We start from the raw sequence: 25,591 nt of genomic DNA on the forward strand, positions 1-25,591 counted from the left end.
CCTTGAAAAGGCAGGGTAATGCTGCAAATTGATACCTGGAAGCGGGTTCTGATCTGGCTGGTCTGTGTGACCGGCCTGCTCATGGCCCTGCCGAATGCGTTTTATACGCGCGTCGAGCAATCCAACGATGCCAAGGCCGCGATTGAGCTTGGCATCGACACCCCCGAAATGCAGGCGCAAGCGGCGCAGTGGCCGAACTGGCTGCCTTCGTCGCTGGTCAATCTTGGCCTCGACCTGCGCGGCGGGGCGCATCTGTTGGCCGAAGTGAAGGTCGAAGATGTCTACGAATCCCGGATGGAGGCGATGTGGCCCGAGGTGCGCGATGCCCTGCGGGTCGAACGCGCAACCGTCGGCACGATCCGCAAACAGGAATCGGCCCCCGATGAGATTCGCGTTCTGATCAGCCAGCCCGAGGGTATGTCCCGCGCGCTGGAAGTTGTGCGCGGTCTCGCCCGTCAGGTGCAGACGCTGACCGGCGTTGGTGCCACCGATATCGAGGTTCGCGCTGATGGCAACACCCTCGTCGTGCAACTGTCAGAGGCCGAGAAGCTGGCTTCGGACGACCGCACCGTGCGTCAGGCGCTGGAAATCATCCGCCGCCGGATCGACGAGGTCGGCACACGAGAACCCACCATTCAACGCCAGGGCGCGGATCGTATTCTGATTCAGGTGCCGGGCATTGGTAGTGCCGGTGAACTAAAGGGTATCATCGGTACCACGGCGCAGCTGACTTTCAATCCCGTAGTGGGGCGCGGCACCGACCCGGACGCCGTTCCGGGCATCGGGCAAGAAGTGGTGCCGTCGATCGATGAAAGTGGCGTGTACTACATCATTGAATCCGCCCCCGTTGTGACGGGCGAGGAATTGGTAGACGCGCAGCCGGCGTTCGATCAGAACGGCCGTCCTGCGGTCAGCTTCAGGTTCAACACATCCGGCGCGCGTAAGTTTGGTGACTACACCCGCGACAACATCGGCGCGCCTTTTGCCATCGTGCTGGATGACGAGGTGATCTCAGCCCCTGTGATTCAAGCTCATATTGCCGGTGGGTCGGGGATCATTACCGGCAACTTCACCGTCGAGGAAAGCACCAATCTGGCCGTCCTGCTGCGCGCTGGTGCGCTGCCTGCCGGGCTGGAGTTCCTCGAAGAACGCACCATTGGCCCCGAGCTAGGTCAGGACAGTATCGACGCGGGTAAAACTGCAACCATCGTGGCCTTTGTCGCGGTTCTCAGCTTCATGGCGCTCAGCTATGGCCTGTTCGGTGTGTTTGCCAATATCGCGCTGATCATCAACGTTGGGCTGATCTTTGGCCTGCTGTCGTTGATCGGGGCTACGCTGACTCTACCGGGTATTGCGGGCATCGTTCTGACGGTGGGTATGGCGGTGGACGCCAACGTGCTGATCTTTGAACGTATCCGCGAGGAACTGAAATCTGCCAAAGGTCCGGCGCGCGCGATCGAGTTGGGTTATGAAAAGGCACTGTCGGCCATTGTCGACGCCAACGTGACGACGTTCATCACCGCCGTGATTTTGTTTGCCATGGGCAGCGGACCGGTGCGCGGTTTCGCGATTACGCTGGGTCTTGGTATTCTGACCTCAGCCTTCACCGCGATCTTCGTCACGCGCCTGTTTGTCGTGATGTGGTTCGAACGCCGCCGCCCGAAAACGATCGAGGTTTGACATGAGACTGAAACTCGTACCCCAGAACACCTCGTTCGATTTCTTCAGCCGCTGGAAGGTTTGGCTGGGCATCTCGGCCCTGATGATGGTTGTGGCGTTCACGTCCTTCATGCTGCAGGGGCTGAACTTTGGCATCGACTTTCGTGGCGGGACCACGATCCGGACCCAATCCGCGCAAGAGATCGACATCGGCGCTTATCGAGACGCCATCGCGCCGCTTGAACTGGGCGATGTGACGATCACCGAGATTTTCGATCCGACCTTCGGGGCAGACGAAAATGTTGCCATGATTCGCATTCAGGCGCAGGCCGATGCCGAGTCTGTCTCGGCCGCCACTGTCACTGCGGTGGAAGAGGCTTTGAAGATTTCCGTGCCGGATATCGAATTTGTCTCGGTCGAATCTGTAGGCCCCAAAGTCTCTGGCGAGTTGATCCAGACCGCCGTGATCGCGGTCGTTCTGGCAATCGGAGCGGTGCTTGTCTACATCTGGCTGCGTTTTGAGTGGCAGTTTGCGCTTGGGGCTGTGGCCGCGCTGGTGCATGACGTGATCCTGACTATCGGTATCTTTTCAGAGCTGCAAATCCGCTTCGATCTGGCCATCATCGCAGCGCTTCTGACTATCGTGGGTTACTCGCTGAACGACACCGTGGTCGTGTTCGACCGCGTGCGTGAGAATCTGCGGAAGTACAAGAAGAAAGACCTCAAGGAGGTTCTGAACATCTCGATCAACGAAACGCTTAGCCGGACGGTGATGACCTCGGTGACCACGCTGCTGGCGCTGATCTCGCTTTATGTGCTGGGCGGCGACGTGATCCGCGGCTTTGTCTTTGCGATGATCTGGGGTGTGATCGTGGGGACGTATTCCTCGGTCTTCGTGGCCTCGACCATCCTGTTGTGGCTGGGGGTCAAGCGCGACTGGTCCAAACCGTCGAATACGGCGGGCAATCAGTTTGCCAACATCGACGCCTGAGATATTCGGCCAGTCCCCAACGGGGCTGGCCGTTATTCTTTTTGCCGCCTTTCTCAGCGGCATCGTGCGCGGATTCTCCGGGTTTGGTACCGCGCTGATCTTCCTCCCCATCGCTACGCCATTTCTTGGCCCGTTCGGAGCCATTATTGGCCTGACCATCATGGACATTTTCGGCCCGCTGCCGAACCTGCGTCGTGCATGGCGTGAGGTGGACAGGGGTGATCTCGTCCGATTGGTGGCTGGATGCGCTTTGTTACTGCCGGTCGGACTATGGGTTCTGACGCGGGTTGAGCCCGAGGTCTTCCGTTATGTGGTCAGCTTGCTGGCGCTCTTCATGCTGGCCGTGTTGATCCTCGGTCTGCGATATCACGGGCGTGTGGGGCGCGTGATGGTTGCCGGGATCGGCGGCGCTGCCGGGTTTCTGGGCGGCGTGGCGGGCTTGCCCGGTCCGGCGGTGATCCTTTTCTACATGTCGCGTCCCTTACCGGTCGAAGTCATCCGCGCCACGATCCTGTTGTTCCTGTTCGCCTTTGATTTCCTGATCCTCGGCTATCTGAGCGGCATGGGGCGCGTCACTTGGCCTGCTGTGGGCCTGGGATTGGTGCTGTCCGTACCGAATCTACTGGGCAACTGGCTTGGGGGCTGGCTTTTTCGGCCCGAATACGAACGGCTTTACCGCGGCGCTGCGTATCTGGCGATCGCGGTTGCGGCCTTGTCTGGGTTGCCGCTTTGGGGCTAGAAGGTGCCTATGCGCCTGAATGAGATCACCTACAACAACGCAGTTCCGGTTGACGGCTATGGTCCCGGTTTTTATCGCATCGGCGGAGAGGTTCATCATGGACCCGTACTGACCGGGCCAACCGGCACTGCCGACTGGGGTGGATACGCCGACACCGCGTCTTTGTTGGCGCTGGCAGACGCGGTGGATGTTCTGTTCATCGGCACCGGAGAGGCGCTGACGCATATCCCATCCGATTTTCGCGCGTCGCTTGAGGATGCGGGGATGGGTGTTGAGATCATGAATTCTCCGGCCGCTTGCCGCACTTACAACGTGTTGCTGTCCGAAGGCCGACGTGTTGCATTGGCGCTATTGCCGGTCTGACCGAGGCGCAGGGCCTGCGGCAAATCTTACCTTTTGCCTATGTCAGCAATCAGATAAGCGGAACGCATGACACTGACTGTGACCGATCTGGCCATCGCCCGTGGTGGCGTTCCTGTGCTTGAGGGGCTGAGCTTTGCGCTGCAACCCGGCAAGGCACTGATCCTGCGTGGGCCGAACGGCATCGGTAAGACAACATTGCTGCGCACGCTGGCAGGGTTGCAGCCACCTTTGACCGGGCAGATCGAAGGGGCCGAGGACCAGATCGCCTATGCCTCACATTCCGATGGGTTGAAGCCGACGCTGACCGTCGTCGAGAACCTGACCTTCTGGGCGTCGGTTTTCGGCACGAATGGCATTCAATCTGCACTGGACGCTTTTGCACTAAATGAACTGTCGGATCGGCATGCGGGCAACCTGTCGGCGGGGCAAAAGCGGCGGCTGGGTCTGGCGCGGATGTTGGTTACCGGGCGGCCGATCTGGATGCTGGATGAGCCCACCGTGTCACTGGACAAAAACGCCGTGCAGATGTTCGCCGATGCTGTGCGTGCTCATCTGGGGCAGGGTGGTTCGGCCCTAATCGCCACCCATATCGACCTCGGCCTGGATGGCGAGGTTCTGGATGTCGGCCCCAATAAGGCCAAACCCAAACCCATCGATGATTTCGACGGAGGCTTCCTGTGATCGCCCTGTTGCTGCGCGACCTGAAACTGGCCTTCCGCGCCGGAGGGGGCTTTGGCCTCGGTCTGGCGTTCTTTCTGATCGTGACTGTTTTGGTGCCGTTTTCGGTCGGGCCGCAATCGTCGCTTTTGTCGACCATCGCGCCGGGAGTGCTGTGGCTGGGCGCGCTGCTGGCCTGCCTGCTGTCACTGGATCGCCTGTTGGCGCTGGATTGGGAGGATGGTTCGCTCGACCTTCTGGCCACTGCGCCGCTGCCCCTGGAATCGGTGGTTTCGATCAAGGCGCTGGCGCATTGGCTGACGACGGGTCTGCCGCTGGTTCTGGCCGCGCCTTTTTTGGGCGTGCTGCTGAACCTTCCGGTGCCGGGTTTCTTCTGGCTGGTGGTTTCGCTGCTGATTGGCACCCCGGCCATGAGCGTCATCGGCACCTTCGGCGCCGCTTTGACCGTGGGCCTAAAGCGCGGCGGCTTACTGTTGTCGCTGCTGGTCCTGCCTCTGTACGTGCCAACCCTGATTTTCGGTGCCGAAGTTGCACGCCGTGGCGCCACGGGGATGGAGACACAAACACCTCTTCTGATGCTCGCCGGGATAACGGCAGCCACCATCGCTCTGCTACCTTTTGCCAGCGCAGCCGTTCTGCGCATCAACCTTCGGTGACGCAGTCAAACTTTGACCGATGTCAATTGAGAACGCACCCGACTCGGACTAGATAAGGCACATGTCTATCGCAGCCAAAGCCAACGCCCTCTGGGAATACGCCAATCCGCGCAAGTTCCTTGCCACCAGTGAACGGGTGATGCCGTTTTTCTGGGTGACCTCGCTTGTGTGCATCGTGGTCGGACTAGTTTGGGGGTTCTTCTTTACGCCCGACGATTACAAGCAGGGCTCGACCGTCAAGATTATCTACCTGCATGTACCCGCGGCGCTGATGGCGATCAATTGCTGGCTGATGATGTTGGCGACCTCACTGGTCTGGCTGGTGCGGCGTCACCATGTCAGCGCGCTGGCTGCGCGAGCGGCGGCCCCGATTGGTATCGTCATGACGCTGATCGCACTGGCAACCGGGGCGATCTGGGGCCAACCCATGTGGGGCACATGGTGGGCCTGGGATCCGCGCCTTACCTCGTTCCTGATCCTTTTCCTGTTCTATCTGGGCTATGTCGCCCTGTGGGAAGCCATCGAAGACCCGGATACGGCTGCGGATCTGACCTCAGTCCTGTGTCTGGTGGGCTCTGTCTTCGCGCTCCTGAGCCGCTATGCGGTGAACTTCTGGAACCAGGGACTGCATCAGGGCGCATCAGTCATGCGTGCCGCGGCCGTAACAGGAGCGGATACCGAAGAGAAAGTCAGCAACATCTATTTCTACCCGCTGCTGCTGTGCATCATCGGGTTTGTACTGCTGTTCATCGCGCTGGTCTTGTACCGCACAGGAACGGAAATCCGAGCGCGGCGGATCAAGGCGCTGCTGGCACGGGAAAGGGTAAGCGGATGATCCCTGATCTTGGAAAGTATGCCGATACGGTTCTGTGGTCTTATGCGGCCTCAATCGCGCTTCTGGTGTTTCTGATCGTGTTCAGCATTGCCCGCGGGCGCAAGGTTCGGGCCGAGATGGAGAAGGTCGAACAAAGGATGACGCGCAATGGCTAAGATTTCGCCCCTGATGCTGGCGCCGCCGCTGATCTTTGGTGCGTTTGCTGTCGCGGCCTTGGTGCAATTGCAGGATGGCTCGGACGACACTCTGCCGTCTGCCCGTCAGGGGCAGCCTGCACCACCGGTTGTTCTGACCGAGTTTCCGGGCAAGGAGATGTTCGACGACGCGACCCTGCGCGACGGTGAGGTCAAGCTGGTCAACTATTGGGCTAGCTGGTGCGCGCCCTGCCGAGCCGAGCACCCCAACCTCGAAGCGCTGTCCGACGAGGGCATCCCTATATACGGGATCAACTACAAGGATCCGTTGGGCAATGCTGAAGCGTTCCTGACCGATCTTGGCGATCCGTATGAAGCCATCGGACGGGATGAGCAGGGACGTATGGCGTTGGATTGGGGCCTGTATGGGGTACCGGAAACCTATGTCATCGATGGTGAAGGCACGATCATCCTGCGATTTGCCGGACCGATCACGCAACGCGTCATAGAAAGCACCATCCGACCTGCGCTTGAAAAGGCTGGTCAGTAAGACCAAGCGGTACGTGTCTGCGGCATGCGCTCTGTTTCTGGTAGGCTACGAGAAGCGACCTGAACAAACAAAAGCCCCGGTGCACTCGCCGGGGCTTTTTTGGTTCAACCTGCTTTTGCTAGGTTTCTCAGTACGTATTGAAGCACGCCGCCGTTTTCGATGTATTCGATCTCGGGTGCAGTATCGATGCGGCACTTGAGGCGAATTGTAGTCTCGGCACCGTCGGCATAGGTGATGGTGCATGGGACCTCTTGCAGCGGCTCGACCGTGTCCAGCCCGTGGATCGAGACTGTCTCATCCCCTGTCAGCCTCAGTGTCTTGCGGTTGTCGCCGTCAGTGAACTCGAACGGGATGACCCCCATGCCAACAAGGTTCGAGCGGTGGATACGCTCAAAGCTCTCGGCAATCACCGCTTTGACGCCCAGCAGCGCGGTGCCCTTGGCCGCCCAGTCCCGGGATGAGCCGGCGCCGTATTGCTCGCCACCGAACACCACCAGCGGGACACCCTGTTCCTGATAGGCCATCGACGCCTCGTAGACCGAGGTCTGCTGACCGTCAGGGCCTTTGGTATAGCCCCCCTCAACGCCATCCAGCATCTCATTTTTGACGCGGATATTGGCGAAGGTGCCGCGCATCATGACCTCGTGGTTGCCCCGACGTGAGCCGTATGAATTGAATTCACGCGGCTGCACCTGACGGTCCATCAGGTACTTACCCGCGGGCGTCGTGGTTGCGAAGGAGCCAGCCGGTGAGATGTGGTCGGTTGTGATCATGTCGCCCAGGATCAGCAACACTTTGGCACCGTCGATATTCGCGATTGTGCCCGGCTCGGGGCCCATGCCTTGGAAGTAGGGCGGGTTCTGGATGTAGGTCGAGGTCGGCGGCCAGTCATAGGTTTCCTGTTGCGGAACCTCGACCTGTTGCCATTTTTCGTCGCCCTTGAAGACATCGGCATATTTTGACTGGAACGCCTCGCGGGTGACGGTTTGCTGCACCAGATCGGCGATTTCGCTTTGGGTCGGCCATATGTCTTTCATAAAGACGTCGTTGCCTTCCTTGTCCTGACCGAAGGGTTCCGAGGTCAGGTCGATATCCATGGTGCCCGCAAGCGCGTAGACGACCACCAGCGGCGGTGAGGCCAGATAGTTGGCGCGTACGTCCGGGGAAATCCGGCCCTCGAAATTGCGGTTGCCGGACAGGACCGAGGTTGCGACCAAATCACCCTCGGCAATCGCCTCGCTTATTTCCCTCTGAAGCGGACCCGAGTTGCCGATACAGGTGGTGCAGCCATAGCCCACAAGGTTGAAGCCAATGGCGTCCAAATGCTGCTGCAGACCGGCGGCCTCAAGGTATTCAGACACAACTTGCGATCCGGGCGCCAGCGAGGTTTTGACCCACGGCTGGCGGTTCAGGCCCAGCTCATGCGCCTTCTTCGCCACCAGACCGGCGCCGATCATCACATAAGGGTTCGAGGTGTTGGTGCAGGAAGTGATCGACGCGATCACGACCTTGCCCGACTCCATGCCGTATTCTTCGCCCTTGACCTCAACTTGCTTGCCCATCGGGCGTTTGAAGGTTTTCTCCATCTCGTTCAGGAAGGCCGCCTTGGCATCGGTCAGAGCGACATAATCCTGTGGACGTTTCGGACCCGAGATAGCGGGAACGATGGTACCCATGTCTAGCGTCAGGGTGTCGGTATAGATCGGCGCATAATTTTCGTCCCGCCAGAAGCCGTTTTCCTTGGCATAGGCTTCGACCAGCGCCAGCCGATCCTCATCGCGGCCGGTGTTGCGCATGTAGCGCAGGGTTTCGCCATCAATCGGAAAGAAACCGCAGGTTGCGCCATATTCCGGCGCCATATTGGCGATGGTCGCGCGGTCGGCCAATGGCAGGCGATCCAGACCTTCGCCATAGAACTCGACGAACTTGCCGACCACGCCCTTTTCGCGCAGCATTTCCACGACCTTCAGCACGAGGTCAGTACCAGTAGTGCCTTCGACCATCGCGCCGGTCAGCTCAAAGCCCACAACCTCGGGGATCAGCATCGAGATCGGCTGACCCAGCATCGCGGCTTCGGCCTCAATCCCGCCAACGCCCCAGCCCAGAACGGCCATGCCGTTGACCATCGTGGTGTGGCTGTCGGTTCCAACCAGCGTATCGGGATAGGCGACCTCTTCCCCTGTCTGGTCAGTGTCGGTCCAGACAGTCTGGGCGAGATATTCCAAATTCACCTGATGGCAAATGCCTGTGCCGGGGGGCACGACACGGAAATTGTTGAACGCCGACTGACCCCATTTCAGGAACTGATAGCGTTCCATATTCCGCTCATATTCCCGATCCACGTTCATTTGGAACGCGCGCGGGTTGCCGAACTCGTCGATCATGACCGAGTGGTCGATGACCAGGTCTACTGGGTTCAGCGGGTTGATCTTTTGCGCATCGCCGCCCAGCCCTTTGATCCCGTCTCGCATCGCGGCCAGATCGACCACGGCCGGAACTCCGGTAAAGTCCTGCATAAGTACGCGGGCAGGGCGATATGCGATCTCACGCGGGTTCTTACCGCCATTGGTGGCCCATTCTCCAAACGCCTTAATGTCGTCGACTGAAACGGAAAAACCGTCATCTTCGAACCGCAGCATGTTTTCCAACACCACTTTAAGCGCTGCAGGGAGTTTCGAGAAATCGCCCAGACCGGCCTCTTGTGCGGCGGGAATCGAATAATATGAAACGGATTTGCCATTTACGTTCAGGCTGCGGCGTGTCTTGGCGGTATCCTGTCCGACTTTAATGGGCATGAGTTGGCTCCCTCTCAAATGACTTGGGTAACGGGGTTCGCTGATAGCAATCTTTAGCACCTTTCGCCGGGGTTCAAGGACCAAGACGCGCAAAACTCGATTGGTTTCACTGCTTCACGCTTCGTTGAGGGCGGGCTTGTTTCAAGAAACCTTGATTGGAGGGTGAGGTCCAAAGGGTCTAAACCATTCAGGTATCTTATCGGTCGCAGACAGAAAAGTTATCAGCCCGAGGTAAAATATGCTCAGATCTGCCGTTATCGCCACCGTGCTTTCCCTTGCTTTTGCCGCGCCAACAGCGGCAGAAAATGACCCGGTGGTGGTCGAACTGTTTACATCTCAGGGCTGTTCATCCTGTCCGCCAGCTGACCGGCTGATGCATGATCTGGCCAAGCGTGATGATGTGATCGGTCTCGCCTTGCATGTGGATTATTGGGATTACATCGGCTGGGAAGACGAATACGCCGACCCCAACCACACATTGCGTCAGCGGGCGTATGCACGACAGGGTGGGCGGTCGATGATCTACACGCCGCAAATGGTGATAAACGGGCAACACGATGTTGTCGGCGCCCAAACGCGCGAGTTAGAGCGGCTGATCAACGCGCATCTGACAGCCGCTCCCGAGGCTGAAGTTGTGGCAACCCGATCGGGGAATGACGTAATCGTCGATGTCACGCCAGTCGAATTGCCTGAGGGTGAGACTTTTGACGTGCGCGTTGTGCAGTATTCACCGATGCGTCACGCCTCGATCCGTAGGGGGGAGCTGGCCGGGCATGAACTGGATTATGCAAATGTTGTGGAATCCTGGCAAGTGGCCGGGCAGTGGGACGGGGTCGCTCCGCAGCAGTTTTCTGCCAAGCTGACCTCGGACCTGCCGGCGGTTGTTCTGGTTCAAAGGGTTGGGCATGGCCCAATCGTTGCCGCCACCAGGCTCAAGTGATTAGGGCATGTCCTCGGGCTGCACACCTAGCCCGTTCCAGGCCTTCCAGCGCCGGTGAATCCAGAACCATTGGCCCATATGCTGCCGGACCACGGCCTCAAGATCATCATTGGTGAACTGTGTCATGGTCTTGGGATCCGTATGGGGTACCGGATCGTGTAGAACGATTTCAAAATCGATGCCGTTTGGCTGGCGAATGGCATAGCAGGGGATCAACTCGGCTTTGTATTTCATCGCCAGTTCGGCGTTCAGAACCGAAGTGACCGCGGGTTTACCGAAGAACGTCAGTTCCTCTCCGCCATGAGCGTGAAGGTCCGAGACGATGGCGATGATTCCGCCCTTCTTGAGCGAGCGCACCATCTCGACCATGCCGCGTCTGCCCTGTTCGAACATGGGCGAGCCGGTTTTATAAAACGCGTCCACGTAAGCGTCGTTGAAATACGGGTTTGCCATACGACGGTAAAGGCACCCGATGGGCTTACCGCTGCGGGCCTGAAGGGCAATGCGGGCGGCCAGGTAGTGGCCGAAATGCGCGGTAATCATCATCACCGGGCGCCCCTCGGCCACGGCAGCGTCAAACGCGGCGATACCGGGTCCGGAAATTTTGGCCGTGCTTTGACGTTCGGTGAAGCCTTCGGGTGAGAAGTGCTCCATGATGGCACGGCCCGCGTTGTCTGGGACGGCCCGGCAAATGCGTTTCACCTCGGCGTCCGAAAGCTCGGGGCAGGTCAGTTTCAGATTTCTGCGCACCCGCTCGGTAAACCCGACCAAAGGGGCCAGGCCGCGCACAATGGCACCCATCGTTGCAATGCGCCGCTCGTAAGGCAGCAGGCGCATCGCGCCGATCACGCCTTTCATAAACAGGCCGGTGACATAGTATTTTCGAAGCGCCCCGCGGCTTAGTTCCGACTTTTCGACGGGCATAGTCTGGTCTCACCGGCTGTTTTGATTTGCCGGGCCAGACATACAAGGCACATTCTCTGACCACAAGCGTTGCAATGGCTTGAGCGGTTTACCTAGTCTTCACTTTCCTCTTCGATCAACGTGATCGCCCCTTCATCCACGAGGGTACGGATAGCGCCCACGATCTGCGTCATCGCCTCTTCGGCGTCGGATTGCTTGACCTTGCCGCGTTCGGATATCTCTTCGCGGAGGTTGTCCGCCATCCGCGTCGACATGTTGGACAGCATGAATTCGGCCGCAGCCCTGTCATCATCCGCCGCTGCGCCCGCTAACGCAGTGACCAGATCGGCCTGGTCCACACTGCGCAGAATCGCGGGAACGTCACGGGGCATAATTCGGGCCGGAATATGCGCAAAGGTAAAGATCGAACGGCGCACGACGCTGGCGAAATCCGAATCCTCTTCGTCCAGTGCGGTCAGCAGCCCGTCGCGGGTGGATGCCGCAGATTGGTTCAGGATCGCACCGACCCGCGCGCCAGGACCATCAACAAAAGCCTGAGACGGGCGCTGGTCCAGTTGTGCCGCCAGAGACCAACCGATCCGTTCCACCGCTTCAGGAGTGACATTCGCGGTTTTCGAGATTGCATAAGTGATCCGACGCGCAACAGGGCCGGGCAGGTGACCCAGCAGTTGCGCGGCCTTCGCAGTTTCTAGTTTGGAGAGCATCACGGCGGCAATCTCGGTGCTTTCCGCCTGCGCCATCGTGGCGAGATCCTCGGTCGGAATTTCCCGCAGGCGTTGCCAGGGGTCACCGATCTGGCGTACCCCGGCCACCTTGCGCAGCCGCGCCGCCGTGGCCGTCCCAATCTTGCCATCCACAGCGTCCAGAGCGCCTGCCAGACCATGCGGGAAAGACAGGCCGACGCTATCCAGCGCCTCGGCAAATTCCTGCGCCACGGCGTCCAGAGTGATGCGATCGACAAGACCCATCTGACCCAGTTGATGTGTCAGTTTTTCCTGCAGATCATCAGGAAGCTCTTCCAGCGGGATGTCGGCGCCTTCATTCAGCAAAAGCCGTACGACGACGGCAGCCTTTTGACGATTGCTGAGGACGCGTGGAACGACACGAGGGGCGTCGTCCTTCTGATCAGCCACCGGAGCTGCCCCCGGTGCCACCTGTACCAATGTGTTTGTGTCCTGCATCTGCCTGTGGTGCCAAAGTTTTGTTCCACAGGCAGATTAAGGAGAGTCGGGTAAAGAAAGACTGAAGCTTAGTAGTTATAGGTCAGCCCGGTACGGATCGCTTCGCGCAGGGACGCCTCGGCCCAGGTGCCTTCACCGCCACGCGCCTTGATCTCGCGCCACTGTTCAATGGCCAGATCGGTTTTACCCTCGGTTACAAAACCCTGACCCATATAACTGCGGGCGAGGATGTTGTCGGGGTTGGCCTCGATGGCGTTGTTGTAGAAGAGGTTCGCCAGTTCAAGCTCACCCATCTTGCGGTAGGTAAAGCCCCAATAGGTCAGTACGCGATCATCGTCCTGATCCATGACGCGCAGGATGTTCTGCGCATTCTCGAACTGCCCGTCATAGGCCAGCTCGCGCACGGCGTCGTAAAGCTCATCCTGGGTGAAGTTGGACTTGTTTGGTTTGACACAGCGCCCCGCATCCTTGTCGTAGACGCGGCCGAACAGGCATTTCTTGGTCGTGTTCGTCGGTTTCGGCGGGGTTGTGGCTCCGCCACCTCCGGCCGCATAGACGGCCGGTGCAAAAGCAAAGGCCTGAAGGGCAATAGCTGAAACTAATACGAGGCGCATTTTCCTACTCCGTTCTTTGGGCTGCTCTCATCAAGCATAGCGCGATCTGATAAAAAGCTAACAACCGGCTGCTCGCTTTTATTCACAGGTAGGAAAGATTTTCTCAGCTATTGACGATTTTTTCGCAGTTCTGGGACTCGGCATCCCAATAAGTGCCCGGCGCACAGGACTGGGTTTGCTTGGTGTGACCACTGCAGGCAAGAGCAACGGACGCTGAACATCCAAGGGCCAAAGCGCAGATAAGAGTGCGGATCATGCTGTTTCTCCTGTTCGGAAATACACGCACACCATAGCTGATTTTATGAATTTTGGCAAAAGACAGGGCCCGGATCGCGATGTGCGAGCCGGGCCCTTTTGAACCGATTGTTCGGTTTGGGTTTATTCGCCGAACACGCGGGCGAAGATCGTATCGACGTGCTTGGTGTGATAGCCGAGGTCGAATTTCTCTTCTATCTCTTCAGGGCTCAGCGCGGCGGTGACGTCGGGGTCTGCCAGCAGCTCCTCTTTGAAATCAGTGCGGTGTTCCCAGACCTTCAGCGCGTTGCGCTGAACCATGGCATAGGCATCTTCACGGCTAACGCCGGCTTGGGTCAGCGCAAGCAGAACCCGCTGGCTCATGACCAGACCGGGGAACTTGTTCATGTTCTCGATCATGTTCTCAGGGAAAATCAGCATCTTGTCGATCACACCGGTCAGGCGGGCCAGCGCAAAGTCCAGCGTGATCGTGGCGTCCGGCCCAATCATCCGTTCGACCGAGGAATGTGAGATATCGCGCTCGTGCCAGAGCGCTACATTCTCCATTGCTGGGATGACCGCCGCGCGAACCATGCGCGCCAACCCGGTCAGGTTTTCGGTCAGCACTGGGTTCTTCTTGTGCGGCATGGCGGATGAGCCTTTTTGACCCATCGAGAAGAATTCAGCCCCCTCCAACACCTCGGTCCGCTGCATGTGGCGGATTTCGATGGCGATGTTTTCGATGCTGCTGGCAATCACACCAAGTGTCGCGAAGAACGCCGCGTGACGGTCGCGCGGGATGACCTGAGTGCTGATCGGCTCGGGCACCAGACCCAGCTTGTCGCAAACATGCTCTTCCACCTGCGGGTCGATATTGGCGAATGTGCCGACCGCGCCGCTGATCGCACCGGTGGCGATTTCCGCACGGGCGTCGCGCATACGGGACAGGTTGCGGTCCATCTCGGCGTAAAAACGCGCGAAGGTCAGGCCCATGGTGGTGGGCTCGGCGTGGATGCCGTGGCTGCGGCCAATACGAACGGTGTTCTTGTGTTCGATCGCGCGACGCTTGAGTGCAGCAAGCAGGCCTTCCAGATCGGCGATCAGCAGGTCGGCGGCGCGGGTCAGCTGCACGTTAAGGCAGGTGTCCAGCACGTCGGACGAGGTCATGCCCTGATGGACGAAACGAGCCTCTTCACTGCCGACATGTTCAGCGAGGTGCGTCAGGAACGCGATAACGTCGTGCTTGGTGACAGCCTCGATCTCATCAATGCGGGCTACGTCGAATTCCACGTCTTTGGCCTTCCACACGGCCTCGGCGTTTTCACGCGGGATCACGCCCAGATCGGCCATGGCATCGCAGGCATGGGCTTCGATCTCGTACCAGATGCGGAACTTGGACTCGGGCGACCAGATGGCGACCATGTCGGGGCGGGAATAACGTGGAATCATTGGCAGCGGCACCTTATTGTGATTTGGCAGGAGGCGATGCGGCGGGGTTTAAACCTGACCTGCCAAATGAACAAGGTGCGAGTGTGCAGATGAGACGGTTTGCCCTGATTTTAGCTGTCTGTCCGGGTGTTTTGGTCACCATTCGCCGAAACGGCATGCGCCGGTTTTCCATAGTGAATGCCGTCATCCGTTGTTTTGCTCGCAACGGCGGGATCACTGTCGCATGACCCTGCCGCACACTCTATCCGATTTCGAAGGCCGCTGGACCCTGAGCCGCACCATTCACGACACGCGGGCGGGGCAGGTGGTACAGGCGGAAGGCGAGGCGGTTCTGCGTCCTGCAGAAGACGGTTTGGTCTATGACGAAGAGGTCACGCTGCGCATTCCGGGGCAGGCCGAGATGAAAGGCACGCGGCGGTATCTTTGGCGGGATGCCAGAGACAGGATCGCAGTTCATTTCGACGATGAGCGGTACTTTCATGCATTGAAGCTGGGGCATTCACAGTCTAGGGATCACCACGATTGTCCGCCAGACAGCTATGATGCGGTTTATGATTTCACAGGCTGGCCAAACTGGTCCGTGCGCTGGACGGTGTCCGGACCGCGCAAAGCCTATGAAATGAAAACCGATTACCGCCCTCGATAGCGCAATCATCTTGAAGTACCGATGTGAAACGGGCATTCCTGAGTCCGAAGTTCCATCCGAACGTGGAGAAATGATAATGACTACAAATGTACTGGCCGAGGCGATCGGCCCGCGCGAGGGGACCGCTCTGCGTGTCAAACAAGTGGCGCTGGTGGCTCTTGGCATCTTGGCCCTGGCGATTGCCGCAAAAATCAAAATTCCGATGTGGCCGGTTCCGATCACCATGGGCACCTTCGCAGTGCTGACCATTGGTACCGCTTACGGCGCGCGTCTGGGTCTGATCACAATGCTGGGCTATCTGCTGGTTGGCGCGCTGGGCTTTGACGTTTTCGCAGGGTCCTCGGCCGAGAAATTTGGTCTGACCTACATGATGGGTGGCACCGGCGGTTATTTGGTCGGCTACCTGATGGCGACCGTTCTGCTGGGTGCACTGGCAGCGCGCGGTTGGGACCGTTCGGTTGGTAAAATGGCTCTGGCGCTGGTGCTGGCCAACGTGCTGATCTACGTGCCCGGCCTGCTTTGGCTGGGTCAGCTCTATGGCTGGGACAAGCCGATCCTGGAATGGGGCCTGACACCGTTCCTGGTGGGTGATGCAATCAAGCTGGCGCTGGCCGCACTGCTGATCCCGGGCCTGTGGAAACTGATCGGCGACGCCCGTACTTGATTTCTGAAAACTCGCATGACCAAAACCGCGCCCGGAGCAATCCCGGCGCGGTTTTTTTGTCGCCCGATGCACGCGGTGCTGGACAAGCGCCGCCAGCCGGGGGCAATCTGATGCCAAAGAAATCATCAGGTTATTCAGATATGCGTTTATTATCCGGCTCTTCTTTGGCTGCCTTCGCTGCATTGTGGCTTGGGGTTGCTGCTCCGGCTGCTGCAGACACCCCGATCACCTATACCGATGCAGGGCGCGCGCTGTTCAGCTTTGACGTACCCGATTTTTGGACTGTACGCACCGGCGGCCCGCGCGAGATTGAGGATACCGAACTGGGTGATCCGCGTGCCGTCGCGCGCGTCATGGGTATACGGCCTGTGACCGATGACAATGTCTGGATGGGGTTTGTCTCCCCGGCTGGGGTTGCTTCGATTGACGGAGGTCTGCGGTATCTCGACGATATCGACAAGTTTCTGGTCAAGGACCCGACGGTCTCAAGCACCAGCGACACCCGGATTGGGGGGTTTCCGGCACGTGTGATCCGGGGCACCGGCACGCGCGACGGGCGTGGCATCAACTTTACCGCTACTGTGATTGATCTGCCAAAGGATCGTGTGGCCGTCGTCGTGGCCATTCTGCGCGACGGTGCCGATCCGGCCTATGTTGACGTTCTGAACGACGTTTTCGCGTCGTTCCGGGCCCTGCAGTAAGGAGAGGCGCAGATGACCATAAAACCTATCAAACGTCTGTTTCTTGCGCTGGGCCTAGGGGCAGCAAGCTTCTCTTTGACCGCCTGCGATGGTGTCACGGTCGGAGTCGGCTATGGCTATGACCCGTTCTATGACTCAATGCTGTGGAACGACTATTACCACGATGTCGACGTGGATATTGATGTAGACCGGCCGGTGCGTCCAAACCCGCCAAACAGCAGGCCTCCGATACGGCCAACACCGCCGATTGCCAAACCACCGGCCCGGCCGCGCCCGCCTTCGGCGCGCCCACCGGTCGCTCGTCCGCCCGTGGCGCGTCCGCCCATCCACCGCCCGTCGCCGCGCAGGTAGTCTGAAGGGGTTAGCTCAACAGTTCTGTAGTGATCTGGGCTGACCCTTCCAACGTTCTATGGACGGGGCATTTGTCTGCGATTTCCAGCAGTCGTGCGCGTTGTTCCTGATCCAGCGGACCCTCCAGCCGGATCTTGCGGCGGAACTGGTCTATTTTTCCGTCGCCGGCCAGTCCGGCATCCTGCCCATGCACCTTGTTGTGGCAGACATCGACGGTGATGCCGGTCAGCGGCCACCGTTTTCGCCGCGCGTACATGCGGATTGTCATCGATGTACAAGCGCCAAGGCCCGATGAGACAAACCCATAGGGCGACATGCCCTTGTCTGTCCCGCCGTAGGACGCAGGCTCATCCGCCACGGCGTGATGCCGGGGGCCGGACTGGATGTCTTGCAGAAAGCCCGAAGGGTCAACCTCGGTCACGCGCACCACGCCCTCGGGCGCACCGGGGGGCGGGGCGGGTGGGCTGAGGGGAATATATCGCGTCACCCATGCCGCAATCACGTCAGCGGCGTATTCAGCGTCCGAGGCACGAGTGATCAGGTGATCGGCGTCGTCCAGCGTTACAAAGCTTTTTGGGTGTTTGGCGGCCAGAAATATGGTGCTGGCGTTGTCGATGCTGACGGTTTCATCGCGCGGCGCGTGCAGGATCAGCAGTGCCGCTTTTAGATCGGCGATCGCCGGGGTTAGCGCGGATTCTGAGATGTCATCGACAAAGGCCTTGCCTATGCGGAAAGGACGACCACCCAGCATAACCTCTGCTGACCCATCCTGTTCGATTTGGGGCAGAGCGCCCTCGAAATGGTGGGCCACATGGCCGGGATCGGCGGGTGCGCCCAGTGTGACCACTGCTTTGACACTGGGAATACCGGCCCGGGCGCGCAGGACGGCTGCACCGCCAAGCGAGTGACCGATCAGCAAGGCCGGGGCCATGTTGCGGCCTGCCAGATAATGCGCGGCGGCGATCAGGTCCTCGACATTCGAGGTGAATGTGGTGTTGGCGAACTCTCCGCCGGAATGGCCAAGCCCGGTGAAATCAAAGCGCAATACGGCGATGCCCATCGCAGCCAGTCGGGCTGCAATGCGTCGTGCGGCAGGGATGTCCTTGGAGCAGGTAAAACAATGCGCAAACAACGCAGTTGCCAGCACCGGACCATCTGGCAGGTCAAGGCGTGCAGCCAGCTGGTTGCCGTCGTGACCGGCGAAAGTAATGCGTTCCGTGGGCATGGCAATTCCTTACGTGTCGGGATGGAACCAATACTGTGTGCTTGCGGCTGGTGCCTCAACCCCATTGTAAGACGCGTCACGGGAAGGTGAGAAAAGTGAGCGCTTTCGGATCAGGCAAGCTGATTTTCTGAATGTTCAATTTATGTGATGATATGGATGATAAATATTCGTTTTATTAATTTAAGAAATGCCCCCATCTTGCAGCTATCACACAGAGCAAGCCAAGGAGGCTCACATGTCCTACACCGCATCCGCCCCGCGTGGCGTTGTTTTCCGCCCCGATATTCTGATCGTCATTGCCCTGACCGGGGTTCTGGGGTTCACGCTGGGTCAGAGCTGGCCTGCAGCATCGACCACAGCCGAAGTCACCATCCCGTCCGAGGACTGGCACGGCAACGTTCGGCGATCAACATCGCCGAACTAAGACCTTAAACCTGTCCCATTAACTGCGGATCGAACGGGTAGGTTGTCAGGTTTTCATACCCGTCCTCGGTGATCAGAACCTGATCTTCAAGCTTGATTGAGAAGTCGCCGCCAACCTCTCCGACGGCGGCTTCGACACACAGGACCATGCCAGGTTCAAGCGGATAGTCGTAAGAGCCCGCTACTGCCTTGTCCGGATAGGCGACTAGCGGCCATTCATCACAGAGACCAACGCCATGCATCAGGCAGCCATATTTTTGCGCCTGGAATTTGTCGTCCAGCTTATGCGCATTGGCGGTCAGTTCGGGGATCATCACGCCGGGCTTCAGCATTTCCATATTGGTCATGATGTGTTCGTGAGCGTGCTGCATGGCATAGACCATGTCGGGACGGGGCTTTTCGTCTCCGATCCACCAAGTGCGTGAGATGTCAACGCAGATGCCATAAGATCCGATCAAGTCGGTATCAAAGGCGATGATCTCATTTTTTTGCGTGATCCGCGGCCCGCATTCCTGAAACCACGGGTTAGTGCGTTGACCCGAGGCCAGCAGGCGGGTTTCGATCCATTCCCCACCGCGTCGGATATTCTCGGCGTGAAGAATGGCCCAGATATCATCTTCCGAGGTTTTGCCGTCGCCCACATTGGCGCGGGCGAATGTTTCCATCTCGGCCACGGCTGCTTCGCAGGCATGGCTGGCGCAGCGCATGGCCAAAATCTCATCCCGGCCTTTGATGGCGCGGGTCTTTTCGGTGACCTCTTCGCCTTCCATGATCTCAAAGCCCTGCGCCTCCAATGCGCGCAGACCGTGCAGCATGATCTTGTCGACGGCCAGACGCTTGTTGCCACCGCTGTGTTCTTCGATCAGCAACCGCACCTCGTTCGAGAACACGTCCGCCGCCACATCCACCTTGTCGCCGCGGTCGAAGTAAAACAGATCCGCGCCTGAGCGTTGTTCACGCACCAGCGGGTTAAACTTCGACAGGAAAGGTGAGTTCTTGTAATCCCAGATCACCATGTAGCCGTCAGCGCACAGCAACACTGCGCGGAACGGGTTGTGGGTGTTCCACAGTTGCATGTTCGTGCTGTCGGTGGCGTAACGGATGTTGAGCGGATCAAACATCAGCAGCCCGCCATAACCCCGGTCAACGATGGCTTTGGTCAGACGTTTCCACCGGTATTCCCGCATCCGCGCCAAATCGGGCAGGGCAAGGCCGGCCGCTTCCCATTCTGCAAAGGCCAGTTGCGTCGGGCCAATCTCGATCCGGTCATTGTCGTTCGGGGTGCCGTCACCCAGTGTCGCGCCTTTGGTTGGGTCGATCTTGCGGCTGTCGCGATAGTGCTGGTTCATGGTGGGTCTCCCTGCCTGAGGTGTAGCGTGACGACTCATTTCCCAAGCGTCTTGAAGGTTTGCGACGGCGCACCCGTCGCTTTTGGGCCGACACCCCGATCAACTGGTGATAGACCAATATCATGACGATCCTACAGACCTCGATCCCTTACAACCCACTGATCCCACGCCCTTTGCCGGGGATCCAGCCTGCAAGCATGGATGACTGGTTGCATTGTGATGATGCCTTTTCCGAGCAAATGCAGCGGCGTGCAGAGATTTTGCATGAGCGGCGACCGGACGTTCTGGCGTTGGACCCCGAAGCCGAACCTGCAGCGCAGGAGCTTTTGGATTTGGTTCTGAAACACGCCTACCCAGGCAGTTCAGATCAGGTCACCCGCCCGGACGGGCGGGTCGTTGAAATTGACCGCACTCGCCCGCTGGATACGCTGTGCTATCTGGTGCAGGAGGATTTCTGCATCCTGCAAAAACACGGGGACGAACACGTCCTGACGGGCGCCCTTCTGTGCTTTCCGGCCAGTTGGCGCCTGTCGGAAAAGTTCATGCGGCCCTTGATCGATATCCACATCCCTGTGTCCGGCTATGACGCCAACATCGCGCGCCGGGTGCAGCGCCTGTTTGATGGGATACAGCCGGGGAGACCACTTTGGCGGTTCAACGCGCTTTGGTATGAAGATGCTGAGCTGCACCAGCCCCGAAGCGCCAGCAACCCGCGCGATATCGGCGATCCGGGGGCTGCTCGGTTTTTGCGCAGCGAACGTCAGACATTGTTGCGCCTGCCGGAAACGCGGGCGGTGATCTTTTCGATTCACACCTATGTGCTAGAGGCAAAGCGCCTGCAAAAAATGGAAAACCCCGCCTGATGGCGGGGCCTCCAAGGAGGGTAGTGAAGTTAAGTTCTACATGCCCAGCGCGTTCGCGACACCGGCGAAAGCTCCGCTTGTGCTGAGAGCAGAGATTGCGACAGTGTAGGCAAGTACCTGAGTGTTCAGGCGAAAATCTTCGCCTCTGATCAGGTTGACCGCGGCCACAGAGACCGCGATGGGTACTGACACGCTAGCCACGGCCCCGGTCAATCCCCAACTGGTCAGTCGAAGGATGTCGCTGGGCTTGTCGTGGACGAGGGGGCGCGTGTCTTCGTCCCCATCAGTTTGCTGCTCTTGGGTTTCTGTCCGAAAAGCGATGCTGAGCAACTGCTCATCAGACAACTGGATCGGCCGGGCTGCTGGTGCCAGCGCCTTTTTTTGTGGCTCGTCCAGATCCTGTTCTTCAGTTATGTCCAGCCCGGCGAACGGGCCTGTTACTGCCTCAAAAATCTGTTTTCTGTTTCTTGGTTTTGAGGGCGTCAACGTGTCGAACGCGCTCATGAATTGTTCAACGGTCAGAATGGTGTTGGACGACAGCCACTCGACACGCTGTGTCGCGCAGATGTCGACCATCCGGTACAGGATGACCACCATCATCAACTCGGAAATCTCGCTGTCATCCAGCAAAGGGGATACCGGCGAAAGCGTGATCGTAAGCCGGTTTTTCGGCAGGGTCACGGCGGGTCTGCTTGCGGTTTTCAATCCGGCAGCGCGGTCCAGACGTCCGAACCGATCTTCCGAGCTGACCACCTGAGTGTCCAATGTCAGGCGAACCAGATACTGGCTGGAAACGATGCTGGCTTCGGTTGCGCTCAGCATGTTTTTGCGTTCGACCAGGTGGCCGTAGTCTTCCAACGTCGTTGCAACGATGGCACCGAAACGTTCAATCGCGCCGTCGGTTTCCCCGTTGAACTGAAGACCGCCATGATAGCTGTGCTTCGAAGTCACCACGCATTCCTTTGTCGTACCTTGTCCTGAGAAACAGGTTAACAACGGATATTGGGCAGAATTTGGCGAAAATGGAAAAAAATGAGAAATCAGCAGGATTGATTACTCATTGGAAACCTAGGCATTTTAGGGGCCACTTAACATCTGTGGCAACAATGTGTCCGGATTGCGGTGGATTGGCGCATGATGATGGCGGGCCTTACCCGTCGATTCGGGCCGCCATAATTGCGATGGATTGCTGATAAACAGAGGCGGCGTTCCATTCCTGAATCACCCTGAAATTGGGTTGCCCCGGTTGATAGCCGCGCCCCGGTTTCCAGCCTTTCTGACGTAGAAAATTGGCGGTTGAGGCCAGCGCGTCAGTCATGTTGTAGAAATCCACCTGACCGTCGCCGGTGGCGTCGACCCCATAAACCAGCGCGTTGCCCGGCAGGAACTGAGTGTGCCCCAATTCGCCGTGCTTCGCCCCCTTGGTGGCGGTCGTAATGCTGCCTTGATCGACCAGTTTCAGCGCCCCGATGGCATGGGGGATAAAGAACTCGGATCGGCGACAATCATAGGCCAGAGTGGTTATTGCTGACACAACTTGACTGTCACCCATGAAATTCCCGAAACCTGTCTCCATCCCGTGGATGGCGATCAGCACACCGCTAGGGACACCGTATTGACGTTCCAGCGCGGCGTAGAATTGCGGGTTGCGCGCCTTGCGTTTGCGCCCTTGGGCCACGATCGTATCGGCGCCGCGGACCCTCATGAATTTGTCCAGCGAGTATTTAAAGCTCTTCTGATTGCGATCTGCGGCAATAGTGCGCGTGGCGTATTGGGTCTGCGCCAGTGCCTGCAGCCCTTTCTTTTTCACACCGGCCCGCTTGGCCTGTTTCGCGAAGTCTTGTTTCCAGGCCTCGAAACCACTGCTGGTGTTGCCACAGGGGGCGGCCATAGCAAGTGTTGGGAGGGATAGGGCAAAAATCAAAGCAAATCGTAGCATCAGCGAAATCCAGTTTAACTGCTCAGAGCAAGGGTAAGCTGCAATTCGGTATCCTCAAAGGAGTTAATACAGATCGAGTTCTCCGGTGCCTTTCAAGGACTCGAACCATTCCTCGGGCGTTTTGTTAATTTTGGCGTGTTTGACCATCATCGCGTTCATATTCGGCAGATTTGACGAGTCCGGCCATTGCTCAGGCTGCCACAGGTTCGAACGGATGACGCATTTGGGGCAGTGGGCAAATACTGTCTCAACTTGGATCAGCAGGGCCAGCTTGGGCGCGTGATCGTTTACCGCCATCTCTTCTAGCAACTCTGGATCGGCGCAGATGCGGGCAGAGCCGCGAATGCGCAGCGTCTCCATCTTGCCGGGGACAAAGAAGATCAGGCTGACGCGCGGGTCCAACAGGACATTGTGAAACGTATCCACGCGCTTATTGCCGGGCCGGTCAGGGATCGCCATGAGAGTATCTGAAATCACCTGAACAAAACCTGCCGGGTCGCCACGCGGTGAAATGTCCAGATGCCCGCCTGGGTTGGCCGACGCGATCAGGCAAAACGGTGAGGCAGCGATAAAGTCGCGGCACATCTGATCCAACGAAGTCAGTTCTTTGGCGATGATCTGGGGCAGGGGCGCGCCGGTTATGCGCTCCAGTTCCTCGGGCGTCGTCACAAAGTTGGAAAATTGCGAAAAGGGGTCGTCAGTTGGCATTGAATCTCTCCTGACCGGGACGGCCTCAAGTGTGAAAGATCACGCCACAGGAGACAAGGGCGCCCGATTGGACGCCCTTGCAGATGTAAACCCAAACCGGATTAGCAGCTGTAGTACATGCCGTATTCAACCGGGTGCGGGGTGTGCTCGTAGGTTTCGACCTCTTCCATCTTCAGTGCGATATAGCCGTCGATCTGGTCTTTGGTGAACACGTCGCCCTGCAGCAGGAAGTCGTGATCGGATGCCAGCGCTTCCAGCGCTTCGCGCAGCGAGCCGCAAACGGTCGGGATGTCGGCCAGTTCTTCGGCAGGCAGATCGTACAGGTTCTTGTCCATGGCTTCGCCCGGATCGATCTTGTTCTTGATGCCGTCCAGACCGGCCATCAGCAGCGCGGCAAACGCCAGGTAGGGGTTTGCAGCCGGATCGGGGAAGCGGGCCTCGACGCGCTTGGCTTTCGGGCTTTCGGTCCACGGAATACGGACACAACCCGAACGGTTACGGGCCGAGTAGGCGCGCAGAACAGGTGCTTCGAAGCCCGGGATCAGACGCTTGTAGCTGTTGGTCGACGGGTTGGTGAAAGCGTTCAGGGTCTTGGCGTGCTTCAGAACACCACCGATGAAGTACAGCGCTTCGTCCGACAGGTCGGCATATTTGTCGCCGGCGAAGAGCGGCTTGCCGTCCTTCCAGATCGACATGTTCACGTGCATGCCGGTGCCGTTGTCACCTGCGATCGGCTTCGGCATGAAAGTGGCTGATTTGCCGTAGGCGTGTGCAACGTTGTGGATGACGTACTTGTACTTCTGCAGTTCGTCGGCCTGCTTGGTCAGGCTGTCAAAGATCAGGCCCAGCTCGTGCTGACAGGACGCAACCTCGTGGTGGTGCTTGTCAACTTTCATGCCCAGACGCTTCATGGTCGACAGCATTTCCGAGCGCAGATCTTGCGCTTCGTCGATCGGGTTGACCGGGAAGTAGCCGCCCTTGACGCCCGGGCGGTGACCCATGTTGCCCATCTCGTACTCGGTGTCGGTGTTCCACGACGCGTCGGTTGCATCAACTTCGTAGGATACCTTGTTGATGCTGTTCGAGAAACGGACATCGTCGAACAGGAAGAATTCAGCTTCGGGGCCCATGTATGCGACGTCGCCGATACCCGATGCTTTCAGGTATGCTTCCGCTTTCTGAGCGGTGCCGCGCGGGTCACGCTCATAGGCTTCGCCGGTGTCGGGCTCGACAACCGAGCAATGCACACAGATGGTTTTCTCTGCGTAGAACGGATCGACATACGCGCTTTCGGTGTCTACGACCAGCTTCATGTCGGATGCTTCGATCGACTTCCAGCCCGCGATGGACGAACCGTCGAACATGAAGCCTTCTTCCAGGAAGTCCTCGTCGACCTGATCAGCCATCAGGGTGACGTGCTGTAGCTTGCCACGCGGGTCGGTGAAACGAACATCGACGTATTCGGCGCCTTCGTCCTTGATCAGCTGAAGAACTGCGTCCTTGCTCATACTCTCTATTCCTCTACTTGGAGTGTTCGATTACAGCGCTTCCGAGCCGGTCTCACCGGTCCGAATGCGAATGGCTTGTTCAACGGGCGAGACAAAGATCTTGCCGTCGCCGATCTTGTCGGTTTTGGCGGCAGATACGATGGCCTCGATGGCGGCATCAACCTGATCGTCGTCCAGCACGACCTCGACCTTCACTTTGGGCAGAAAGTCGACCACGTATTCCGCACCGCGATAGAGTTCGGTGTGGCCTTTCTGACGGCCAAACCCTTTGACCTCGATCACGCTAAGGCCCTGGACACCAACGTCCTGCAGCGCCTCTTTCACTTCGTCCAGTTTGAACGGTTTGATGATCGCTTCGATCTTCTTCATCCCGGGCTCCCTATAACACTTGTCAGGATGGGACTGATCACGTCTAAGATCGGTCGGCAATCTGATTGCGAAATTGGCGGCACGTGTGTGCCGAGAAAATAGG

Annotated in this window: 29 protein-coding genes; 17 read left to right on the plus strand and 12 right to left on the minus strand. The window is 58.5% G+C overall.

Annotated elements, in window-relative coordinates:
• Window positions 1-18 precede the first annotated feature (18 nt).
• From secD to ACXAGD_RS05365, 9 genes are all read left to right on the plus strand, one after another.
• Window positions 19-1,680: a protein translocase subunit SecD gene (gene secD, locus ACXAGD_RS05325; RefSeq protein WP_475208926.1), complete on the plus strand. Its 1,662-nt coding sequence runs from the start codon at window positions 19-21 to the stop codon at window positions 1,678-1,680.
• A gap of 1 nt (window position 1,681) precedes the next feature.
• The gene (gene secF, locus ACXAGD_RS05330; protein ID WP_475208928.1) at window positions 1,682-2,650 is read left to right on the plus strand and encodes a protein translocase subunit SecF; all 969 of its coding nucleotides are present in this window, start codon (window positions 1,682-1,684) and stop codon (window positions 2,648-2,650) included.
• Window positions 2,631-3,389 (plus strand): sulfite exporter TauE/SafE family protein, encoded by a 759-nt coding sequence (locus tag ACXAGD_RS05335; RefSeq protein ID WP_475208930.1) that lies wholly within the window; start codon window positions 2,631-2,633, stop codon window positions 3,387-3,389. The genes secF and ACXAGD_RS05335 overlap by 20 nt, the downstream gene beginning before the upstream one ends.
• A 9-nt stretch (window positions 3,390-3,398) precedes the next feature.
• Window positions 3,399-3,752, plus strand: coding sequence for an Mth938-like domain-containing protein (locus tag ACXAGD_RS05340; RefSeq protein WP_475208931.1), 354 nt, complete (start codon window positions 3,399-3,401; stop codon window positions 3,750-3,752).
• 66 nt (window positions 3,753-3,818) lie between these two features.
• Window positions 3,819-4,433 carry a heme ABC exporter ATP-binding protein CcmA gene (ccmA, locus tag ACXAGD_RS05345; RefSeq protein WP_475208932.1) on the plus strand — a complete coding sequence of 205 codons (615 nt, stop codon included), beginning with the start codon at window positions 3,819-3,821 and terminating at the stop codon, window positions 4,431-4,433.
• Window positions 4,430-5,086, plus strand: a complete 657-nt coding sequence (gene ccmB, locus ACXAGD_RS05350) for a heme exporter protein CcmB (RefSeq protein ID WP_475208933.1) — start codon at window positions 4,430-4,432, stop codon at window positions 5,084-5,086. The genes ccmA and ccmB overlap by 4 nt, the downstream gene beginning before the upstream one ends.
• 61 nt (window positions 5,087-5,147) lie before the next feature.
• Window positions 5,148-5,921 carry a heme ABC transporter permease gene (locus ACXAGD_RS05355; RefSeq protein ID WP_475208934.1) on the plus strand — a complete coding sequence of 258 codons (774 nt, stop codon included), beginning with the start codon at window positions 5,148-5,150 and terminating at the stop codon, window positions 5,919-5,921.
• Window positions 5,918-6,076, plus strand: coding sequence for a heme exporter protein CcmD (gene ccmD, locus ACXAGD_RS05360; protein ID WP_475208936.1), 159 nt, complete (start codon window positions 5,918-5,920; stop codon window positions 6,074-6,076). The genes ACXAGD_RS05355 and ccmD overlap by 4 nt, the downstream gene beginning before the upstream one ends.
• Window positions 6,069-6,605, plus strand: a complete 537-nt coding sequence (locus ACXAGD_RS05365; protein ID WP_475208937.1) for a DsbE family thiol:disulfide interchange protein — start codon at window positions 6,069-6,071, stop codon at window positions 6,603-6,605. The genes ccmD and ACXAGD_RS05365 overlap by 8 nt, the downstream gene beginning before the upstream one ends.
• 104 nt (window positions 6,606-6,709) lie before the next feature.
• On the opposite strand, the gene acnA is transcribed toward ACXAGD_RS05365, so the two are convergent.
• Window positions 6,710-9,400, minus strand: coding sequence for an aconitate hydratase AcnA (gene acnA, locus ACXAGD_RS05370; protein WP_475208938.1), 2,691 nt, complete (start codon window positions 9,398-9,400; stop codon window positions 6,710-6,712).
• Between the two features lie 238 nt (window positions 9,401-9,638).
• Here acnA and ACXAGD_RS05375 point away from each other — a divergent pair, with 238 nt between their 5' ends.
• Window positions 9,639-10,340, plus strand: coding sequence for a DUF1223 domain-containing protein (locus tag ACXAGD_RS05375; protein WP_475208939.1), 702 nt, complete (start codon window positions 9,639-9,641; stop codon window positions 10,338-10,340).
• Here the strand turns inward: ACXAGD_RS05375 and ACXAGD_RS05380 are convergent, their stop codons facing one another.
• From ACXAGD_RS05380 to purB, 4 genes are all read right to left on the minus strand, one after another.
• Window positions 10,341-11,264, minus strand: coding sequence for a lysophospholipid acyltransferase family protein (locus tag ACXAGD_RS05380; protein WP_475208940.1), 924 nt, complete (start codon window positions 11,262-11,264; stop codon window positions 10,341-10,343).
• Window positions 11,265-11,356: 92 nt separating this feature from the next.
• Complete coding sequence (locus tag ACXAGD_RS05385; protein ID WP_475208941.1) at window positions 11,357-12,445, minus strand: flagellar motor switch protein FliG; 1,089 nt, start codon at window positions 12,443-12,445, stop codon at window positions 11,357-11,359.
• Window positions 12,446-12,513: 68 nt separating this feature from the next.
• A complete protein-coding gene (locus ACXAGD_RS05390; RefSeq protein ID WP_475208942.1) occupies window positions 12,514-13,059 on the minus strand; it encodes a tetratricopeptide repeat protein in 546 nt (181 codons plus the stop codon).
• Window positions 13,060-13,437: 378 nt separating this feature from the next.
• A complete protein-coding gene (gene purB / locus ACXAGD_RS05395) occupies window positions 13,438-14,742 on the minus strand; it encodes an adenylosuccinate lyase (protein WP_475208943.1) in 1,305 nt (434 codons plus the stop codon).
• Between purB and ACXAGD_RS05400 the strand changes: the two genes are divergently transcribed.
• From ACXAGD_RS05400 to ACXAGD_RS05420, 5 genes are all read left to right on the plus strand, one after another.
• Complete coding sequence (locus ACXAGD_RS05400; protein WP_475208944.1) at window positions 14,733-14,969, plus strand: hypothetical protein; 237 nt, start codon at window positions 14,733-14,735, stop codon at window positions 14,967-14,969. The two genes, purB and ACXAGD_RS05400, sit on opposite strands and share 10 nt — an antisense overlap.
• The gene (locus tag ACXAGD_RS05405; RefSeq protein WP_475208945.1) at window positions 14,966-15,388 is read left to right on the plus strand and encodes a DUF6314 family protein; all 423 of its coding nucleotides are present in this window, start codon (window positions 14,966-14,968) and stop codon (window positions 15,386-15,388) included. The genes ACXAGD_RS05400 and ACXAGD_RS05405 overlap by 4 nt, the downstream gene beginning before the upstream one ends.
• Before the next feature lie 76 nt (window positions 15,389-15,464).
• Window positions 15,465-16,052: a biotin transporter BioY gene (locus tag ACXAGD_RS05410; protein ID WP_475208946.1), complete on the plus strand. Its 588-nt coding sequence runs from the start codon at window positions 15,465-15,467 to the stop codon at window positions 16,050-16,052.
• 140 nt (window positions 16,053-16,192) lie between these two features.
• On the plus strand, window positions 16,193-16,753 hold the full coding sequence (locus tag ACXAGD_RS05415; protein ID WP_475208947.1) for a hypothetical protein: 561 nt from the start codon (window positions 16,193-16,195) through the stop codon (window positions 16,751-16,753).
• A gap of 12 nt (window positions 16,754-16,765) precedes the next feature.
• Entirely contained in the window at window positions 16,766-17,104 is a 339-nt protein-coding gene (locus tag ACXAGD_RS05420) for a hypothetical protein (protein ID WP_475208948.1), read from the plus strand.
• Between the two features lie 10 nt (window positions 17,105-17,114).
• Here the strand turns inward: ACXAGD_RS05420 and ACXAGD_RS05425 are convergent, their stop codons facing one another.
• The gene (locus tag ACXAGD_RS05425; protein WP_475208949.1) at window positions 17,115-18,329 is read right to left on the minus strand and encodes a bifunctional alpha/beta hydrolase/OsmC family protein; all 1,215 of its coding nucleotides are present in this window, start codon (window positions 18,327-18,329) and stop codon (window positions 17,115-17,117) included.
• A gap of 235 nt (window positions 18,330-18,564) precedes the next feature.
• Between ACXAGD_RS05425 and ACXAGD_RS05430 the strand changes: the two genes are divergently transcribed.
• On the plus strand, window positions 18,565-18,753 hold the full coding sequence (locus ACXAGD_RS05430; protein WP_475208950.1) for a hypothetical protein: 189 nt from the start codon (window positions 18,565-18,567) through the stop codon (window positions 18,751-18,753).
• A gap of 4 nt (window positions 18,754-18,757) precedes the next feature.
• On the opposite strand, the gene dddP is transcribed toward ACXAGD_RS05430, so the two are convergent.
• Window positions 18,758-20,101, minus strand: coding sequence for a dimethylsulfonioproprionate lyase DddP (dddP, locus tag ACXAGD_RS05435; protein ID WP_475208951.1), 1,344 nt, complete (start codon window positions 20,099-20,101; stop codon window positions 18,758-18,760).
• A 122-nt stretch (window positions 20,102-20,223) separates the two neighbouring features.
• On the opposite strand from dddP, the gene ACXAGD_RS05440 reads away from it, so the two are divergent.
• A complete protein-coding gene (locus ACXAGD_RS05440) occupies window positions 20,224-20,964 on the plus strand; it encodes a heme-dependent oxidative N-demethylase family protein (protein ID WP_475208952.1) in 741 nt (246 codons plus the stop codon).
• Window positions 20,965-21,000: 36 nt separating this feature from the next.
• On the opposite strand, the gene ACXAGD_RS05445 is transcribed toward ACXAGD_RS05440, so the two are convergent.
• The 5 genes from ACXAGD_RS05445 to ACXAGD_RS05465 all read right to left on the minus strand — a co-directional run bounded on the left by ACXAGD_RS05445 (window position 21,001) and on the right by ACXAGD_RS05465 (window position 25,488).
• Window positions 21,001-21,915, minus strand: a complete 915-nt coding sequence (locus ACXAGD_RS05445) for a hypothetical protein (protein ID WP_475208953.1) — start codon at window positions 21,913-21,915, stop codon at window positions 21,001-21,003.
• A 199-nt stretch (window positions 21,916-22,114) separates the two neighbouring features.
• Window positions 22,115-22,903 carry a lytic murein transglycosylase gene (locus ACXAGD_RS05450; RefSeq protein WP_475208954.1) on the minus strand — a complete coding sequence of 263 codons (789 nt, stop codon included), beginning with the start codon at window positions 22,901-22,903 and terminating at the stop codon, window positions 22,115-22,117.
• A 63-nt stretch (window positions 22,904-22,966) separates the two neighbouring features.
• Window positions 22,967-23,611, minus strand: a complete 645-nt coding sequence (locus tag ACXAGD_RS05455; protein ID WP_475208956.1) for an MSMEG_1061 family FMN-dependent PPOX-type flavoprotein — start codon at window positions 23,609-23,611, stop codon at window positions 22,967-22,969.
• A gap of 101 nt (window positions 23,612-23,712) precedes the next feature.
• A complete protein-coding gene (gene glnA, locus ACXAGD_RS05460) occupies window positions 23,713-25,119 on the minus strand; it encodes a type I glutamate--ammonia ligase (protein WP_475208957.1) in 1,407 nt (468 codons plus the stop codon).
• 30 nt (window positions 25,120-25,149) lie between these two features.
• Window positions 25,150-25,488, minus strand: coding sequence for a P-II family nitrogen regulator (locus ACXAGD_RS05465; RefSeq protein WP_170325301.1), 339 nt, complete (start codon window positions 25,486-25,488; stop codon window positions 25,150-25,152).
• Between the last annotated feature and the right edge of the window lie 103 nt (window positions 25,489-25,591).

Source organism: Ruegeria sp. ABF4_144, from assembly GCF_056160045.1.